The sequence below is a fragment of the Cytobacillus sp. FSL M8-0252 genome (genome assembly GCF_038007345.1).
In the GTDB taxonomy this organism is placed as follows: Bacteria; Bacillota; Bacilli; order Bacillales; family Cytobacillaceae; genus Cytobacillus; species Cytobacillus kochii.
Genome location: NZ_JBBOWZ010000001.1, coordinates 2,612,550 through 2,629,652, shown reverse-complemented (window position 1 = coordinate 2,629,652; position 17,103 = coordinate 2,612,550). Strand labels below are relative to the sequence as shown.

General features: G+C 35.5%; 18 protein-coding genes. 10 read left to right on the top strand and 8 right to left on the bottom strand.

Annotated elements, in window-relative coordinates; genetic code table 11:
- Positions 1-45: 45 nt before the first annotated feature.
- The 3 genes from MKX83_RS13310 to trhO all read left to right on the top strand — a co-directional run bounded on the left by MKX83_RS13310 (position 46) and on the right by trhO (position 2,433).
- The gene (locus MKX83_RS13310; protein ID WP_412728597.1) at positions 46-1,101 is read left to right on the top strand and encodes an undecaprenyldiphospho-muramoylpentapeptide beta-N-acetylglucosaminyltransferase; all 1,056 of its coding nucleotides are present in this window, start codon (positions 46-48) and stop codon (positions 1,099-1,101) included.
- 92 nt (positions 1,102-1,193) lie between these two features.
- On the top strand, positions 1,194-1,457 hold the full coding sequence (locus MKX83_RS13305; protein ID WP_095373098.1) for a DUF1450 domain-containing protein: 264 nt from the start codon (positions 1,194-1,196) through the stop codon (positions 1,455-1,457).
- Positions 1,458-1,470: 13 nt separating this feature from the next.
- A complete protein-coding gene (gene trhO / locus MKX83_RS13300) occupies positions 1,471-2,433 on the top strand; it encodes an oxygen-dependent tRNA uridine(34) hydroxylase TrhO (protein ID WP_341055779.1) in 963 nt (320 codons plus the stop codon).
- 45 nt (positions 2,434-2,478) lie between these two features.
- Here the strand turns inward: trhO and MKX83_RS13295 are convergent, their stop codons facing one another.
- The gene (locus tag MKX83_RS13295) at positions 2,479-3,096 is read right to left on the bottom strand and encodes an NUDIX hydrolase (protein WP_341055778.1); all 618 of its coding nucleotides are present in this window, start codon (positions 3,094-3,096) and stop codon (positions 2,479-2,481) included.
- 419 nt (positions 3,097-3,515) lie between these two features.
- Between MKX83_RS13295 and MKX83_RS13290 the strand changes: the two genes are divergently transcribed.
- Entirely contained in the window at positions 3,516-4,127 is a 612-nt protein-coding gene (locus MKX83_RS13290) for a superoxide dismutase (RefSeq protein ID WP_095373101.1), read from the top strand.
- A gap of 306 nt (positions 4,128-4,433) precedes the next feature.
- On the opposite strand, the gene MKX83_RS13285 is transcribed toward MKX83_RS13290, so the two are convergent.
- Positions 4,434-5,063 (bottom strand): helix-turn-helix transcriptional regulator, encoded by a 630-nt coding sequence (locus tag MKX83_RS13285; RefSeq protein WP_328198011.1) that lies wholly within the window; start codon positions 5,061-5,063, stop codon positions 4,434-4,436.
- Between the two features lie 191 nt (positions 5,064-5,254).
- Between MKX83_RS13285 and MKX83_RS13280 the strand changes: the two genes are divergently transcribed.
- From MKX83_RS13280 to sipW, 5 genes are all read left to right on the top strand, one after another.
- Complete coding sequence (locus tag MKX83_RS13280; protein WP_328198013.1) at positions 5,255-6,214, top strand: MBL fold metallo-hydrolase; 960 nt, start codon at positions 5,255-5,257, stop codon at positions 6,212-6,214.
- A 473-nt stretch (positions 6,215-6,687) separates the two neighbouring features.
- The gene (locus tag MKX83_RS13275; RefSeq protein ID WP_307313603.1) at positions 6,688-7,278 is read left to right on the top strand and encodes a CalY family protein; all 591 of its coding nucleotides are present in this window, start codon (positions 6,688-6,690) and stop codon (positions 7,276-7,278) included.
- A gap of 31 nt (positions 7,279-7,309) precedes the next feature.
- Complete coding sequence (locus MKX83_RS13270; protein ID WP_341055774.1) at positions 7,310-8,893, top strand: M4 family metallopeptidase; 1,584 nt, start codon at positions 7,310-7,312, stop codon at positions 8,891-8,893.
- 61 nt (positions 8,894-8,954) lie between these two features.
- On the top strand, positions 8,955-9,386 hold the full coding sequence (locus MKX83_RS13265) for a hypothetical protein (protein ID WP_095373106.1): 432 nt from the start codon (positions 8,955-8,957) through the stop codon (positions 9,384-9,386).
- A complete protein-coding gene (gene sipW / locus MKX83_RS13260) occupies positions 9,387-9,935 on the top strand; it encodes a signal peptidase I SipW (RefSeq protein ID WP_328198016.1) in 549 nt (182 codons plus the stop codon). It begins immediately after the preceding gene.
- A 262-nt stretch (positions 9,936-10,197) separates the two neighbouring features.
- On the opposite strand, the gene MKX83_RS13255 is transcribed toward sipW, so the two are convergent.
- From MKX83_RS13255 to MKX83_RS13245, 4 genes are all read right to left on the bottom strand, one after another.
- Positions 10,198-11,049, bottom strand: coding sequence for an IS3 family transposase (locus tag MKX83_RS13255; RefSeq protein ID WP_373370910.1), 852 nt, complete (start codon positions 11,047-11,049; stop codon positions 10,198-10,200).
- Positions 11,046-11,375 carry a transposase gene (locus tag MKX83_RS24655; protein ID WP_251161713.1) on the bottom strand — a complete coding sequence of 110 codons (330 nt, stop codon included), beginning with the start codon at positions 11,373-11,375 and terminating at the stop codon, positions 11,046-11,048. Before MKX83_RS24655 ends, MKX83_RS13255 begins: the two co-directional genes overlap by 4 nt.
- A gap of 108 nt (positions 11,376-11,483) precedes the next feature.
- Positions 11,484-12,503 (bottom strand): AI-2E family transporter, encoded by a 1,020-nt coding sequence (locus MKX83_RS13250; protein WP_224936639.1) that lies wholly within the window; start codon positions 12,501-12,503, stop codon positions 11,484-11,486.
- A gap of 43 nt (positions 12,504-12,546) precedes the next feature.
- Positions 12,547-12,861: a hypothetical protein gene (locus MKX83_RS13245; RefSeq protein ID WP_224936638.1), complete on the bottom strand. Its 315-nt coding sequence runs from the start codon at positions 12,859-12,861 to the stop codon at positions 12,547-12,549.
- A 234-nt stretch (positions 12,862-13,095) separates the two neighbouring features.
- Between MKX83_RS13245 and MKX83_RS13240 the strand changes: the two genes are divergently transcribed.
- Positions 13,096-14,223 (top strand): metallophosphoesterase, encoded by a 1,128-nt coding sequence (locus MKX83_RS13240; protein WP_341055769.1) that lies wholly within the window; start codon positions 13,096-13,098, stop codon positions 14,221-14,223.
- A gap of 287 nt (positions 14,224-14,510) precedes the next feature.
- On the opposite strand, the gene MKX83_RS13235 is transcribed toward MKX83_RS13240, so the two are convergent.
- Both MKX83_RS13235 and MKX83_RS13230 read right to left on the bottom strand, forming a co-directional pair.
- Positions 14,511-15,959, bottom strand: coding sequence for a spore germination protein (locus MKX83_RS13235; protein ID WP_341055768.1), 1,449 nt, complete (start codon positions 15,957-15,959; stop codon positions 14,511-14,513).
- Positions 15,960-15,964: 5 nt separating this feature from the next.
- Complete coding sequence (locus MKX83_RS13230) at positions 15,965-17,041, bottom strand: endospore germination permease (protein WP_341055766.1); 1,077 nt, start codon at positions 17,039-17,041, stop codon at positions 15,965-15,967.
- Positions 17,042-17,103 lie beyond the last annotated feature (62 nt).

Genomic DNA, 17,103 nt, shown 5'->3' with positions numbered 1-17,103 from the left:
TAACAGTAAGACCATTAAATAAGAGAATGAGGAGAATGATTTATGTTGGCTAAGAAAAAAGTAGTTTTAACAGGAGGGGGATCAGCGGGGCATGTTACCCCTAATCTCGCCCTTATTACAGAATTACAGAACGAAGTCGATTTTTTTTACATAGGTTCGAAAACAGGCATTGAAAAGGAGTTGATCGCAAAGACCGAGGTCCCTTATTTTTCAATTTCCAGTGGGAAATTAAGAAGATATATAGACTTAGAGAATGTAAGGGATATCTTTCGCGTCATGAAAGGTGTAATTGACGCAAGGAGAATCTTAAAACAGATAAAACCTGATTTGCTTTTTTCAAAGGGTGGATTTGTATCAGTCCCCGTAATAATTGCTGCTAAAATGCTAAAAATACCAGCATTTATCCATGAGAGTGATTTAACACCCGGATTAGCAAATAAAATTGCCCAACGGTTTGCTGAAAAGGTGTTCACTTCGTTTGAAGAAGCGAAAGCTTATTTTCCGCGAGAAAAAGTGTTTGCCATTGGCTCACCAATACGGCCAGAAATATTTAACGGCGATAAAAACACGGCCCTAAAGTTGCTTCATTTTTCTAGTGTAAAGCCAATTATTACTGTTATGGGTGGTAGTTTAGGTGCTAAAAAGATAAACGAACAAGTTCGCAAGGAATTACCGAATCTATTAGGTAACTATCAAGTTGTGCATATTTGTGGAAAAGGTCAAGTTGATGAAAGTTTACTAGGGAAAGCAGGTTATAAACAATTTGAATATATTCATGAGGAATTACCACATATCCTTGCCGCTACTCATTGTGTAATCACAAGGGGTGGATCCAATGCGTTATTTGAATTTTTAGCACTAAATATGCCCATGTTAATCATTCCCCTATCTAAAAAACAAAGTAGAGGAGATCAATTGTTAAATGCTGAGTCTTTTGCACAAAAAGGATTCGCTAAAGTAGTTGAGGAAGAAGCAATTGGTTCCTTATTACATACGTTAAGACAAATGGAATTGGATAGAGCAGAAATGATTGCTAGTATGAGCAAATCTCCTTTGACGAACGGTTTAAAAGTTATAGTGAATGAGATTAGGGAAAGGTAATGGTTACAAATCTATTTGAAAATGCTTGTCAAAGCATGGTATAGTATTCTACGGATAAATATGAAATAGACATCTAAAAAAGGATGTTGTAAATGGGATTATTTAATAAAATTTTTTCGAAAAAAGAACAAGTTACGATAGAATTTTGTGAAAAGAACCTCGATCGTTTTTATACTGATGAAGACTTTACGCTATTTGGTCCTTTTCTTTCTAGTAAAGAGGTATCTTACAAACAATATGAATGCCAATCACATTGTAAGCAATGCAAGAAAAGTCCATATGCAATAGTTAATGGCGAGTTTATACAATGTGAAACGCCCAGTGAACTATTATCGCAAATGAAAGAACAGAAATAAGCAGGTGGAAGAAATGACAGAAGAAAATAATCAATACCGCGTCTTACTCTATTATAAATATGTAACAATCGAACATCCTGAAGCCTTTAGTAAACATCATTTAAAAGCATGTCGTGAGCTCGGATTAAAAGGAAGAATCCTTGTTGCCAAAGAAGGTATAAACGGTACGGTTTCAGGCACAGTGGAACAAACAAATGCGTATATAGATATGATGAAAAACGACAAACGCTTCAGTGATATGGTCTTTAAAATTGATGAAACGAATGGCCATGCATTCAAGAAAATGCATGTCAGACCTCGTAATGAAATAGTGACATTAAAACTTGAGGATGATCTCAATCCTAATGAGATCACAGGCAAATATTTAGAGCCAAAAGCATTCTTTGAAGCAATGCAAGCAGAGGATACTGTTGTTATTGATGCAAGAAATGATTATGAATATGATATCGGCCACTTTAGAGGGGCGATTAGACCGGATGTTGAAGCATTTCGTGATTTACCTGATTGGATACGTGAACATAAAGACCAACTTTCTGGTAAGAAGATTTTAACATATTGTACAGGTGGCATACGTTGTGAAAAATTCTCTGGTTGGTTAGTAAGAGAAGGTTTTGAAGATGTGAGTCAGCTACATGGTGGCATTGTCACATATGGTAAGGACCCAGAAGTTCAAGGAGAACTATGGGACGGTCAATGTTATGTATTTGATGAAAGAATCAGTGTGCCAATTAATCAGAAAGAACATACCATTGTCGGAAAAGACTATTTCACTGGTGAATCTTGTGAACGTTATGTCAATTGTGCTAATCCTGAATGTGATAAACGTTTTATGACGACAGAAGAAAACGAGCATAAATATTTACGGAGCTGTTCGGATGAATGCCGCACACACCCTGATAATTTATACGTGAAAGAAAATGGTTTAACAGATGAAGAGTGGCAAGAGCGATTACAGAAGATAACAATTGACGCATAAGAAAAAGGCTCATAACCAAAAATGGGAATGGGCTTTTTTCTTTGATTAATCGATGATGGGGAATGTATGAGGATCTTTAAGGAAGCCAAATGCCATTTTGATTTGTTCTTCCGTATTTCGATTAAGGGATAGTGGAGGTAAGTTGTTTTCAGGAAAAAAATCAATCGCTTCGGTTTCTATTCCGCAGGTAGCTTGTCCGCCCGTAATCTCACATAAAATAAATATTTTATAATAATGGAAGATTTGTTTGGGATGCGGGTGCTTATTCATATCCAACAAGGCAATGAGCTTCTTCGCAACACAAATAAAACCTGATTCTTCTTGAATTTCTTTTATAACATTCTCACTTGCAGATAAGCCAACATCACAAAAACCACCTGGTAAGGACCATTTGTTATCAACATTTTCTTTCACTAGCAATATTTTGTTTTTCCTGAAAACAACGCCTCGAACGTCAATTTTCGGTGTTTGATAGCCTGATTCATTACTTAATACGGCCACAATTTCGTCTGTTGATTGTCCTGAGTACTCACCTATGATCTCAGCACTCAGTTCTTTTAACTGCTCATACCTTTCAATATCATAGATATCTTTCGAAAAGGCTAAGCCAGATTGTGCAATCGCTTGGATTTTCCTCGCCCATGTTAACCACTGGTCGCTCATTATCTCATCCCCTTTGATAACCTTTACACCATGTTAGTTAATCATCCAATTCAATATTTGCTTGTGATCGAAACTCCGTCGTTTGGTAAGCTTTAGATGTTTTCAGAAATCCCTGTTTCTGATGGTCCTAACATTGATAGGCATTCATGATGTGAAAGTGTATGCTCATTAAATTGTTAAACATCTTGTTTAACGCAGCGTAAAAATTTAATGTTTTGGCTAACGTACCATCGATATCAAAGGAGGACTGCTTTCATAAAATCATCCTCATACTCATTTTATACCAATTTTAACAAAAGGAGGTAGAAATAGGAAGTTTTATTTTCTAGCTACTTTTTATACTTATTAGTTGAAAAAGTAGATAAGGTATTCTAAAATATAGAGTGTAAATAGATTTTACATATTAGGAGGAATTCAAAATGGCTAAACACGAATTACCAGCATTACCTTATGCAAATGATGCGCTTGAACCACATATCGATGCGCAAACAATGGAAATCCACCATGATCGTCACCATGCAACATATGTAAACAACTTAAATGCTGCATTAGAAGGACATGACGAGTTAGCTAGCAAATCTATTGAAGAACTAATTGCTAACTTAGACGCTGTTCCTGAAGATATTCGTACAGCTGTACGTAATAACGGTGGCGGACATGCAAACCACAGCTTGTTCTGGACACTTCTTTCTCCAAACGGTGGCGGTGCACCAACTGGTGACGTTGCTGGTGCAATTGAAGAAGCTTTTGGTAGCTATGATGCATTTAAAGACCAATTCGCTAAAGCTGCAGCTGGACGCTTTGGTTCTGGTTGGGCATGGTTAGTATCTGAAAATGGTCAATTATCTATTACAAGCACACCAAACCAAGATAGCCCAGTAATGGAAGGTAAAACACCAATCCTTGGTCTTGACGTTTGGGAGCATGCTTACTACTTAAAATATCAAAACAAACGCCCAGATTATGTTCAAGCATTCTTCAATGTTGTGAATTGGGATGAAGTAAACAAATTATTCGCAGCATCAAAATAAGGATGTTGATGAGGGACCCAAAATTTGATTTTGGGTCTTTTTTATATACATAATGAGAGGTAGAAGCATTTAAAAGCTAAAAACAAAAAGCACACAACCTATGAGGAATCTAGGAAAAAGAGGGGACAAATAGAAAATACACACAAACCACAAACACAAAGTAAAAAATATACTCTGCTGTTCCTATTCGACATGTCATAAAAAGAAGATACATACAAAAAGGGAGGCCCTAAAAATCCACAAAACAATCAACCGACCAGTGTCAATAAAAAAGAAAAACTATTACTCCATCAAGTAATAGTTCAGTCAATTAAATTTAATTTTAAATTGGCAATGATCATGCCCTTCTGTTTTGCATCTTACACGGTGGACTTGATTTGTGTTTAATGCTTGCTTGAACAATTGGGTTTCACAATGACAAGCTGTTTTATAAGATTGGGCTATGGAAAGAATGGGACAATTAAACTCTGTGAGCTCATATTCGTCTGTTCCTGTTTTTGACAAGTATGCCATATAGCCTTTTTCATTTTGAATGTTTAATAATGTTTGCATTTTCATATCAGGCGCTTGTTCTAGTAATCTATTTTCGTACTCTTCCACTAGTCGCTTTTCCCGTTTCATAAATAAGTTTTCAATTGCTTCACTGCCATACAATTCTTCGATATCATTGAGAAATTCAAGTGATAGACCTTCATAATTTTTCGGAAAAGAATGTTCGCCTTTACTTGTTAAATAGTAGAATTGAGTCGGGCGACCTAGCGCTTGTTTCGTTTCTATAGATGCGATTAAACCGCTATTCTCTAATCCGGTTAAATGTTTTCTCACCGCCATATGGCTAATATTCAGGCGTTCCTTAAGGTCGTTGACAGACATGGAAGACTCTTTTTTTAATAAAAATAACACTTTATCTTTTGTTGTTTCTGCATGAAATTCCATTCTATCACCTCAAGTATGGACAATATTCGCGTGGCAATGGTCGGTTTGACAATCATACTTATTATACTATATTGTATAAAAAAACTTAAGAGATAATCATTGCCAGTGAAATTTTTAGAGAAATAAGACATTTTGATTGAGTGCTCACTCAATCATTTTTAGGTAAATAGTTTAGTAGGGGGAATAAGGTCATGATTTATCCAATAACCATACCGACAAACAGTGATTTGCGGTCTTTTAATTTTTTTATTGTAGAAGGCAGTAAAGGGTTAACATTAATAGATGCTGGAATTAATCATGAAGCATGTTGGCAGCAATTTCTTCAAACACTACAGTGCCATCAATTTCTGTTAGAGGATATCAATGAAATCATCCTTACTCATTCACACGAGGATCATATAGGCTTGATTCCTAGAATCATTGAAAAGCATAATATCCCCGTCTATGTTCATGCTGAAGCGATTCCTCGGTTAAAGAGGGAAAAGTCATTTTTTGAACAAAGAACTTCTTTTTATGAAAGGTTATATCGTGAGATGGGTTGTGGGACGGAAGGTGAACAAAGAGTACAGCAGCTTAAGAATATCGTCATAGAAAAACAAAACGAGGGATTGCGTGCTGATTATAGAACGTTAAGTGAAAATGATTATATTATTAATAGAAAAGTAATTGAAACACCAGGACATGCCCCTGATCATATCGCTTTAATAGATGAAAGAAACAATGTGATGTTAGGTGGAGACCACCTTATCGCCCATATATCAAGTAATGCTTTAATTGAACCTTATATGAATGGTGAAAGAAGAAAGACGGTCCTTGAGTATGTGGAGTCACTGCAAAAATGTTTAACCTATGATATTGACTATTGTTATAGTGGGCATGGGGAACGTATAACGGAGCCACATTTACTTATACATAAAAGGTTGAAAGGGATAGAAAGAAAAGCTGAAAAATTCCTGTCCTATATTTCTGAAGAAGAAAAAACAGCGAGTGCACTTGCCCAACATTTTTACCCTGACAAATATTATACGCAGTTCAGCCTTGTAATGTCAGAGGTGATTGGTCACTTAGATTATTTGGAAGAAAAGAACAAAGTAGAGAAGGGAATGGAAAATGGAGTTTGGCGGTATAAAACTGTTAAGCACATTAAGTAAAAAGTTTTTATAGGGGAAATGGATTTTCTCATATGGAACATTTTATGAGGTCCAATCCCCTTTTGTTTTTTAAAAATCTGTCCACTTGATATTAAATAACCCTATATACAACTCTTTGTGACAATCATAGAATAATAGAGAAACGGCATAGTTAAATCTCAACTTTTGGTGTTGGATGAGACAAATACCTAAGTACTATAGGTAGGAGAAGGGCAAAGGGAATAACAAGCTTGGCATATAACAGGGTTGCTAATAGTAAGCTTGAAAAATCACTTTTTCCGCCTATAATAATGGTAATAAATACCTCATTTTTACTAAAAATGTGAAAAATGAAGGAATATGACTATATTTAAATAGGGCATAGGAAACTTAATTCCAACCATTGATTCCTTTATGTTTGACGTAAGCTTTTCTTATAAGTCTCAGCAAATGAAGAAAAGTCAAAATAAAGGGTTGAAAGGAGCAGATTTACTATGGGAGTGAAAAGAAAGCTTGCATCTGGGATGATGTCAGCAGCACTTGGATTGGCTCTGGTTGGAGGAGGGACATTTGCCTATTTTTCCGATGAAGTAGCGACGAATCATGTATTTGCTGCTGGCACACTAGACTTATCAATTAATCCTGAGGTTGTGTTTCAAGTTGAGAACATAAAACCGGGTGACACAGTCACGAGAGAGCTTGTTTTAAGTAATAGTGGTTCGTTGCCAATTGAATCCGTTCACCTGCTTACAAATTACCAAGTATCGGATGAATTATCTGATAATACAGAAGATTTTGGCAAACATATTCGTGTGAACTTTTTGTGGAATTGGGAGAAAGAGTCTGAACCTATTTTTGAGACAACTTTGTATGAATTGAAAAATATGGACCCTGATATCGTTCAAAGAGACCTATGGGATCCTTTATGGAAGCAGAATAGTGGCCTAGCTCCAGGAGAAACAAATGAAATATGGGTACAATTCGAATTTATTGAAAACGGTGAAGATCAAAACCAATTCCAAGGGGACCAGTTAAATCTAGAATGGGTATTTAATGCTTCACAAACAGCTGGTGAGGAGAAGTAAATTAAAATAAGCAATGGGGAGGCGTTTTTGCATGTCGATAAAAACGAAAGTATTATCAACAGCATTCATTTTAGGGATGCTAGCGAGTCCTATTCAAGGGCAAGTTTATGCAAATGAATCACAAACCAAACTGTATAGCGAATCATCTCAGCTTACTGAGCATATGAAGGTAAGTGAGACTGTTGAGCCTAAACAAATACTTGAAAGCTATCTACTTTCTAAAAGTAAGCAATTCAATTTATCTAATAAACAAATGAGCGAAAATTTCACAATAAAAGATTATGAATTTATTAAAAATGAAAACTTTCATCACTATCGTTTGCAACAATTATATAAAGGTATTCCTATATATGGAGCAGAACAAACTTTTAATATTAGAAAAGATACTGATAAAGTTACTTTTTATGGTGAAGTCGTTTCAGACATCGATGTTGAAATAAAAACTTCATCCGAACAAATAAGTGAAAAAAAGGCTATTTCCATTGCAACAGCAGGAATAGAAGCATCAATTGGCGAAGTAAAACAATATGATAGTGAAGTAACAGCAGAAAAATTCATTTACAAGTTTAATGATAACTATTATCCTGTTTATCTTGTGAAAGCTTCCACCACCTCTCCGGAAGTAGGGTATTGGCATTACTTTGTAAATATAGAGAATGGGCAGATTATTGATTCCTTTAATGCAGCAAATGAAATAACGGCATTTGGTTATGGTGTATTCGGAGATAAACAAATGTTTAAGGCATCTTACATTGATGGTTTGTTTAAAATGTATGACCAAACAAGAGGTGATGGGGTCATTACATACGATTATGATAATAATATTAATGAAGATATTGTTAGTAGAAGTAAGTTATTTACCGATGGTGCTGCAGTTGATGCTCATGCCAATTCTCAAAAGACATACGACTATTACCAAAAAACCTTTGATCGCAACTCTGTAGATGATCAAGGGCAAAGATTACTCTCCCGTGTACATGTTGGGGATAATTGGAACAATGCTTCTTGGAATGGTGTATATATGTCTTATGGAGATGGTGATGGTATTAGATTTCATCCGCTAGCTGGTGGTCTCGATGTGGCTGCACATGAAATGTCTCACGGTGTCATTCAACATACAGCAGGGTTAATTTACCGCAATGAATCAGGTGCGTTGAATGAATCATTTGCTGATATATTCGGTGCTATGGTCGATCGAGATGATTGGATTATCGGTGAAGATATTATGGCGAATGGGGCGATTGGATTACGCTCTATGGAAGACCCAGCTAGTTTAATTGAGAATAGAACACAACAACCTTATCCAGATCATTGGGATAGAAGGTATACAGGCTCTCTTGATAATGGTGGTGTCCATATTAATAGTAGTATTAATAATAAAGCTGCTTACCTTGTCTCTGAAGGGGGAGAGCATTACGGAGTGGAAGTAACTGGTGTTGGCCGAGAAAAAACAGAACAAATTTATTATCGGGCCTTATCGGTTTATTTAACACCAAATTCAACATTTGCCATGATGAGACAAGCTGCCATCGATGCTGCAGAAGATCTCTATGGTGAAGATTCAGCGGCAGTTACTGCAGTTGAACAAGCTTATAACGCTGTTGGCGTTCAGTAATTAAAACATGCTGGGGAAATGATCTTTGTTCCCCAGCCCTTGAAAGAAAAGGGGATATAACATGAAGCGCAATGGAAAAATTGTTTTATTACTCTCTGTTCTGTCTATCTATTCTCTCATTTTGACTTTCCATTCAGTTTTAATAGGACAAACAAAAGCAAGTTATACATATTCAACCTCCGTTGATGTAAATGTAGAGAGTAAAGTCTGGTCATCTAATGCAGAAGTAGGCGATAGTGAGAAAAAACGAGAGACAGAAAATGAGCATGAAAAGGAAAATGACCAAGGGATAGAAAAGCAAGAGGATGAAAAGATGCCAAAAGAAGATAAGCAACAGCAGGAGGAGCAAAACGAAAGTACTGAAGAAGAAGAAGAAAAAAAAGTCGATGTTGAACATAACCAAGAAGAACTGGAAGAAGAGGAAGTTAGTAACGAAAAACCATCTTCTGATGACGAAATTGAACAAACACTGGAAGAAGAGGAAGTTGAATAAATGAGAAAGGTACTTAATTGGTTTAGTACGTCTTTGACAGTTTTCTTAATGGTGATAGTTATCGTGTTAGCGGTTGTTGTTGTTGCTGCTAAAGCATCAGGCGGGGAACCAACAATTTTAGGGTACCAATTAAAGTCTGTGTTATCTGGTTCTATGGAACCAACGTTTCAAACAGGTGCAGTTATTGCCGTTAAACCATTAGAGCAGGATGAAAAGCAATCTTTACAAAAGCAAGATATTATCACTTTTCAAAGTGAAGAAGGCATTCCTGTTACCCATCGTATTCATAATGTTATCCATAGTGGCGTGCACACCATGTATGAAACAAAAGGAGATAATAATAATACAATTGATAAAGATCTCGTACTTTCCGACAATGTAACAGCTAAGTATACCGGCTTTACTATCCCTTACGCAGGCTATTTTACACAATTCGCACAGTCTAGGGAGGGAAGCGCGTTATTATTAATTGTTCCAGGTGTTTTCTTACTTATATATGCTTTATTTTTAATTATAACGGGTTTAAAGTCCATTCAAAATCAACAGTAAGGAAACCTCACGAGAACAACTACCTAGGAGGTTTCTTTTTTATATTTCTCATCGATTGTTACTAGCCCTTGAGTTTATTTTAAAGTAAAGATTCGTGCGGAGGTAATATAAATGAAGGGGTACCCCACATTAATCGGGGGTGTACAAATTCAACTGATTTAACGATAATGCCGTCATTCACAGCTAAAAGCTTCAGGAGAAAAATGAAGAATAAAAGCCGTGCTTTATGGTCTTGCCCCTGTCAAGTAGACAACATAAAAAGCTAAGCAGTGAGCGCGTGTCGATATTCAATCGGCGCGCGTTTCTTTAGTTTCTTTTGTCTTCGTTTGTAATTGTAATGGTAAATGTAATCCTCAAGAGCTTGCTCTAGCTCTTCTTCTCCCTTACACTTACTTATATACAGCTTCTCGGTTTTGAGGTGTGAAAAGAATGATTCTATACAGGCATTGTCTAGGCAGTTTCCTTTGCGAGAGTGGCTGCCTTCGATGCCATAATCCTTTAATCGGTTGCTGTATATTTTTGACGTGTACTGGAAGCCTTGATCCGAATGGAGAACGGCTCCAGCCACGTCTTTTTTCTTTGTCCATTTCTCTACCGTTTTTAACACAAGTTCCAAATCATTTCTTTGGGCTAGCTCCCAACTTACTATTTCGTTATTAAAGAGATCCTGTATGACCGATAAATAATAATATTCTTCGCCAACAGACACAAATGTGATATCCGTTACCATTTTTTGATTAGGTCCTACCGCCTTGAACTTCCTTTTCAGACGGTTAGGAAAGAGGTTAGAAGGAATATGACCATGTCGTTTTCTCTTTTTTCGGATGACTGATTGGATGTTCATTGCCGCCATCAATCGGTAGACCTTTTTGTGATTAATTAAATACCCGTTTTCATTTAATTCGTCTGTAATACGGGGTCGTCCATATTCGGGATGCATGAAATGTATGCCCAAAATGTGCTCTCGAATCTCTTGTTCATCCCTAACTTTTTCTTCTCGTTTATGATTGTTTTTTCTCCATTTGTAGTAGCTTGCCGGTTTGATATAGGCAATCTCCAACAGCCAGGAGACCGGATAGGTAACCCTTAACTCATCCACCAATTCATATTTCATTCGTCTGGGGTTTTCTCCTCCTTTACCAGATTTGGATACTGCTTTTTTAGAAATTCAACTTGTGCTTTCAAATAATCCCTTTCCTCTTCAACCGACTTAAATTTAGTCCTAGGCCTGCCTTTTAAAGGATTAGAAACTCCTTTACGCTCATCAAACGGGGCTCCTTCTTTCCATTTCTTAACCCACACTTTAAGCTGGCTACAGTGACGGATTCCCAGTTCCTCTGCCAATGCTTTATAACTTTTAGACCCATTCACATATTTCATGACGGCATTATGTTTAAACTCTTCCGAATAACTATTAAAAGTTTGTCCTTTCTTTGCCATAGAAAAATCCCCTCCAAGTAGTATTCTTTCCTTCATGGTAACATGAAGGTTTTTTTGTATGTCTACTTAAAGGGGACATTAACATTATGCACAGCTTTTATCTTATATTTACACTTTTACCGACTTTTTTCCTGTCGTTTTCACATCTAATACATCTAGTAAGAAGACGAACACTGGTATACCGACAATAAGTCCCCATACGCCAAAGAAATGTTCCCCGAAAATCAATACGATAAAAGTATAGAAGACAGGTAAATTGGTTTTTGATGACATTAGCTTTGGATTAAGTATATATGCTTCGATTGCGTGAATAATCATAATGACGACTAATAAATAAATGACTAGCATGAATCCACCAATCGTATATCCGATTAAGCTTAATGGCACCAATGATATAATCACGCCCGCAACTGGTATTAAGCCTAAAAAGAAAATAAGAATAGATAATCCCATTAAATGGGGAAAATCCATTATCCATAGTGCAAATGTTGTTAATGCACAGTTCACAAGGGCAATAATAAATTGTGCCTCAATTACTTTGCCAAATGTTTGAACAAACTTAGAACCAAAGTAAGCAATCTCATTATAAAATGGTGCAACTTTGCTATATTTGAATTTGTTTGTAAAGGCAATCAATTTCGGCTTCTCTAAAACGAAGAAAATACTTAAAATAAGTGAAATCAAAAATTGTATACCAAATGAACTTATATCAGAGAAGTATTTAAGTAGAACGGTTACCCCTTGTTCTAAATAAGATGATATTTCATTTCGTTCATATAATTCTGTAATATAGTTCATGATAATATTGTCATGTTTTTGGCTAAAGAAACTTTGCATTTGTCCAATCAGTTGCGAGATTTCAAAAATAATAACTGGTAAATATCTGCTGATTCCAACAGTAAATATCGCAATAATGAATAAGTAAAGACCGATTACTGTGAATTTTCGATTTATGTTCACTTTCTTCAAGACAAGATTTACTAACCGGTCCATTAGAAAGGAAATAATAAACGTAATAAGGATGACATTAATCATACTTCTCATTAAAAATAAAGCGAATACGAGAATTGCAAAAATAATAACTCTTTTAATCCCGCTACTTTGTAACCAATTCTTGAAATTTTCCATTTTCACATTCCCCCTATAAAATCTTCAACAATAAAGCATCTTTTTATATAAGGAGATTAGATAAATAACTGGATTGATACTGGACGGGTAGTTGAAATCGATCCTGTTTTGATTGTTGGTTCTCCTGAATGATGCTATGGGGTTCTTCTAAGCGAACAAAATCATTGATTTTATGTACAATAGGATTATTTTCTTCTGGTATAACCATCTCTGTAGGCCTTTTAAATGTAGCAAAAGTAGCCGTTATTTGAACATCATCATCATAATGTAAAGAACGATGCTCGTTTATATCCTCAGTTAAAAATGGCGTAATGAACATATAGCAAATGAACATCATTGATAAACATATCTTATACAAAACCTACATCCTCTCAGTCTTTCCTTATATTTATTATTCTATCCTACTTTTTTTTAATTTCATATATTTTTCTTTAGATAAAAAAATATAATAGCTTGTTCTAACATATGCACAATACGTGTCATAAATGTACTAATTGGAATAAAGTGGTTTAGGACAATTCTACTTTCCATCGAATGATTTTAAGTAAGTCATGACAAAATAAGAATTCATCAAATGTGTTGAGGTGAAATGATGAAAAGTCATATGCGAAAGATAACTGTCGTTTTCTTTATACTTCCTATCATTGGATGGCTCTTGGGTTTATCGCTATTTCCTAGCGCTTATGCCACATCAGCAGCTCCAGTAAAATTACGGATTCTACAAACAACAGATATGCATGGTCATATGATGGATGAAAACGATGAAGGCGAATCTGTTAGCGATTTTGGACTCGTTAGAACCGCAACCTTAATTAAAAGTGAACGTAATGAAAACAAAAATGTCCTGTTATTTGATACTGGTGATATCTTAGAAGGAAATGCATTTGCAGATTATATATTTCAAACAAGATTGATGCATTTAGGACAAACTCACCCGGTTATTCATGTCATGAATACACTACGGTATGATGCCATGACACTCGGAAATCATGAATTCAATTATGGTATCGGCTTTTTAACAGAAAGCTTAAGAGATGCGACTTTTCCCATTATAAGTAGCAATATATACAATCAGGATATGACGAAAAACATCTTTGATGATGTTTCATATATGAACCCATATGTGATTCTTGATCGGACATTGGTCGATGCAAATGGGGATGAACGTGCAATTAAAATTGGAGTGATTGGTTTTTTAACCCCCATTGTCGCCGATTGGAATAGTAATTACTTTAAGCAAAAGTTAAAAATGAGGACAATCACTGAAACGGCCAATCAGTATATTCCCCAAATGAAAGCAAAAGGAGCAGATATCATCATAGCTTTGGCTCATGTGGGTGTGAATGCGGATAAGGGCCTTGCGGAGCAAGAAGGGAATAGTGTCAATGAATTAAAATCAATTGAGAATATTGATGTGATTCTATTTGGACATAGTCATAATATTTTCCCAGAAAAACCGAATGAATGGCTTCAATCTCAGACAACACCATTCATTGTTCAAGCGGGGCATTGGGGAAATCATTTAGGAAGAATAGAACTTGAGTTAACTTATGATGGAGAACAATGGATTATTGAAGAAGGAGCTACTTCTGTAATCCCAATTTATAAGCAAGTTAAAGGAAAAAAAGTACCTAATGTCGCCAAAGATAAGCAAGTAGAGGCATTAATGAAGGGTCCCTATAATGAGTTAAAGAGTTTCCGCAAGTGGCACGCGCATTGATTGTAAACGGAAGAATGGCAAATGAAAAATCAATATATAATAAAGTGAATATATGAAGGATTTCAGTTAAAAGTTGAGGAGTTTAAAACTCCTTTTTTCTTAGTCTCATTTTGTATAAATGATAACGCTATCGCAAATGTTGCAGTTTTTCCTAATTTTGATAATTTTAAAAACTGTAATCTTTGATAATCTGGCCCGATTTCTAAAGTATGCGCGGAGCCGAACTTCTCTACTTTGGCAACCACTAAAAATCAGGCAAGTAGTATGTTTGTGAATGAACACCTTCTTTAATCATTGTCACTATTTTTTCGTGTTTTGTCTTTAACACCGTAAGATAGGTTTCTCTTTTTCTGCTGGCTAAAAGGAAGTGTAATGAACATTTTTAGTTCTTCTGACCACTTTCTTTGCCTTGCTATGGTTAAAAAAGGCATACCAAAGGATTTGAGTGTAGATAAGTGGATAAATACACAAATTAATGAAAGAATAAAACCAAAAATTCCAAAAGCATAACTAATTAATAAAACAGCCATTCTCAAGAAAAAGACATTACCCGTAAGACTGGCATTGACGAGAGTAAACCCTGCGATGGCTGTAATTCCTACAACAATGAGTAGCGTCGGCGAGGTTATACCGGCTCTGATCGCTGCATCACCAATGATTAAGCCCCCTATAACAGCAACTGTTTGTCCAATTCCTTTAGGCAGTCTTGCACCCGCTTCTTTAAATAACTCAAACATAATAAAAATTGTAAACATTTCCAGCAGTGTGGAAAACGGTAAACCCATCTTTGCAACTGTAATAGTGGCAATTAACGGCAAAGGTAATTGCCCAACATTATGGGTAACGAGTGCCGTATAAAATCCAGGTAAAAAAACGGTCAGGAATAAGCTTAGTAATCGTATCATTCGTTCTACTGAGGAGTAATAAAAGCTAATATTACTATCTTCGGCTGTTTTAACAAGGAAGCTTAAGTTGATGGGGGCGATAATCACAGTCGGGGCACCATCAATAATAATCGAAAATCTTCCTTGATTGAGTGATTCAACAACAAAATCAGGTCGACCTGAGAAATTTGTAAGTGGTAGTAGGGAGAATTTATTATCCACAAGTAACTCTTCTAATTCATCACGACTCTGCAAAATATCGACATCAATGTGATTTAGTTTCTCTCGCACATTGTTAATTATTTGTTCATTCATCACATCTTTAATATACAGAAGTGCAACCCTCGTATTTGACCGACGCCCAATTACAAACTCTTCATTAACGAACGAGGGGGTTTTTAACCTTTTACGTACAAGTCCAAGGTTAGTGTCAATATTTTCGATAAAGCCGTCTTTTGGTCCCGTTACTGATACTTCAATAACAGATTCTTCGGGTTGTCTATTGGGCTCATCTTTCACATCATAATAATAAATACGTTCACGGAAGTTTGATATCACAGCTAATTTACCACAAAATACTTGATTTATTAATTCTTCTTTTGTTAATTTAGCTTTTAAACTGTAATCACTTTGTATGTAGTTATAAAGTTTTTCATTGTCATTATCCTCATCCATTAAAAAAGGAAGCACAAGAGAGTGGACTAACTTTATGTTTACAATGGGACGACAATAGATAATAATCAACTCTCCCTTAGGAGTATGCCGAACAGGAACGCTTTTGATCTGTATATCTGCAGAATGATTAAAAACTTCTGCTAACTTTTCTTTTGTAAAAAGGGATTGATCATACAAGCTCTTTAACCTCCTAGGAATAATTGTTTATTCTTAAAGATATATATAGAAACCATAATAAATTGAATAGGTAGAACAATCGTTGATATGGGTAAGAAATAACGAAAAACAAAATTATAAAATAGGTCTTGGTCTAACGGCATAACAACTGCAATGAATAACAAAATAAAGATGATAGAGATAGGTGTCCTGTTTTTCTCCCCTTTCGTAAGAATTTGAGAGGTGAGGTAGATAAAAAATCCAATTCGAATCGTAGCACCTGATAGCCATTGGAAAATTGCAAAAAAGTCTGTATGAGAAATATATCTTCCAATAGATATGATTCGCCACTCTTCAAATGCTGGGTACCTAAATTCGGAAGCGTATTTTGGACCAAATTCCACTATCGCTCCAATTGCCGGCCCAATCATTAATCCGATAATAAGTACACCCAGAATGATTAAATGTTTAATTTTAATCATTCCTTTCATATGGGGTAGGAAAAATAAAACAAAAGCAATCTCAATAATCGGTAAGCTTGTGTAAAACATCCCTTTTAGAATATCTAGTACACCTTCTTTGAATATGGGTAATAACAACTCATAATGTTTTTTCTTCATATTGGCGAAAGAAACAAAAAATCCTAAAAATACGACTACTGGTAGTAACAAGCGGCTAATAATGGCCATTGATTCTACACCGGAAAAACTACAATAGAAGCAGGCAATTAATAGTACACCACCAATGATCATACTGGAGAAATTCTGCATGAAACTTAACTGTGACCAATAGATAATTTCTTTTGTAGAGACAAAGGCAGAAATTATTAAATATAGGAGTAAAGGGAAGAATAAAATATAGAATTTGAATCTCCCTAATTGTTCACTAATAATTCGAATAAATGGTGTTCCTTTAACTGTTTGTCCCACTTTATAAATAAGAGGGGTGAATAGAATCAAAGGAATAATGGCAAGTAACATACTGATCCATGTATCGCGTCTAGAAGTAGTCAATACAGCAGGAATAATTTCAACATGAGCAAACAAACCGATGCCGAGAATCATAATATAGGCAATGCTAATAAAGCTTAGTTTTTGATTCAAAATTACTCACCTGTTTTTTTCCTTATTGTTTCAGCTATTCCAATTATTATGCGCAGATAAAA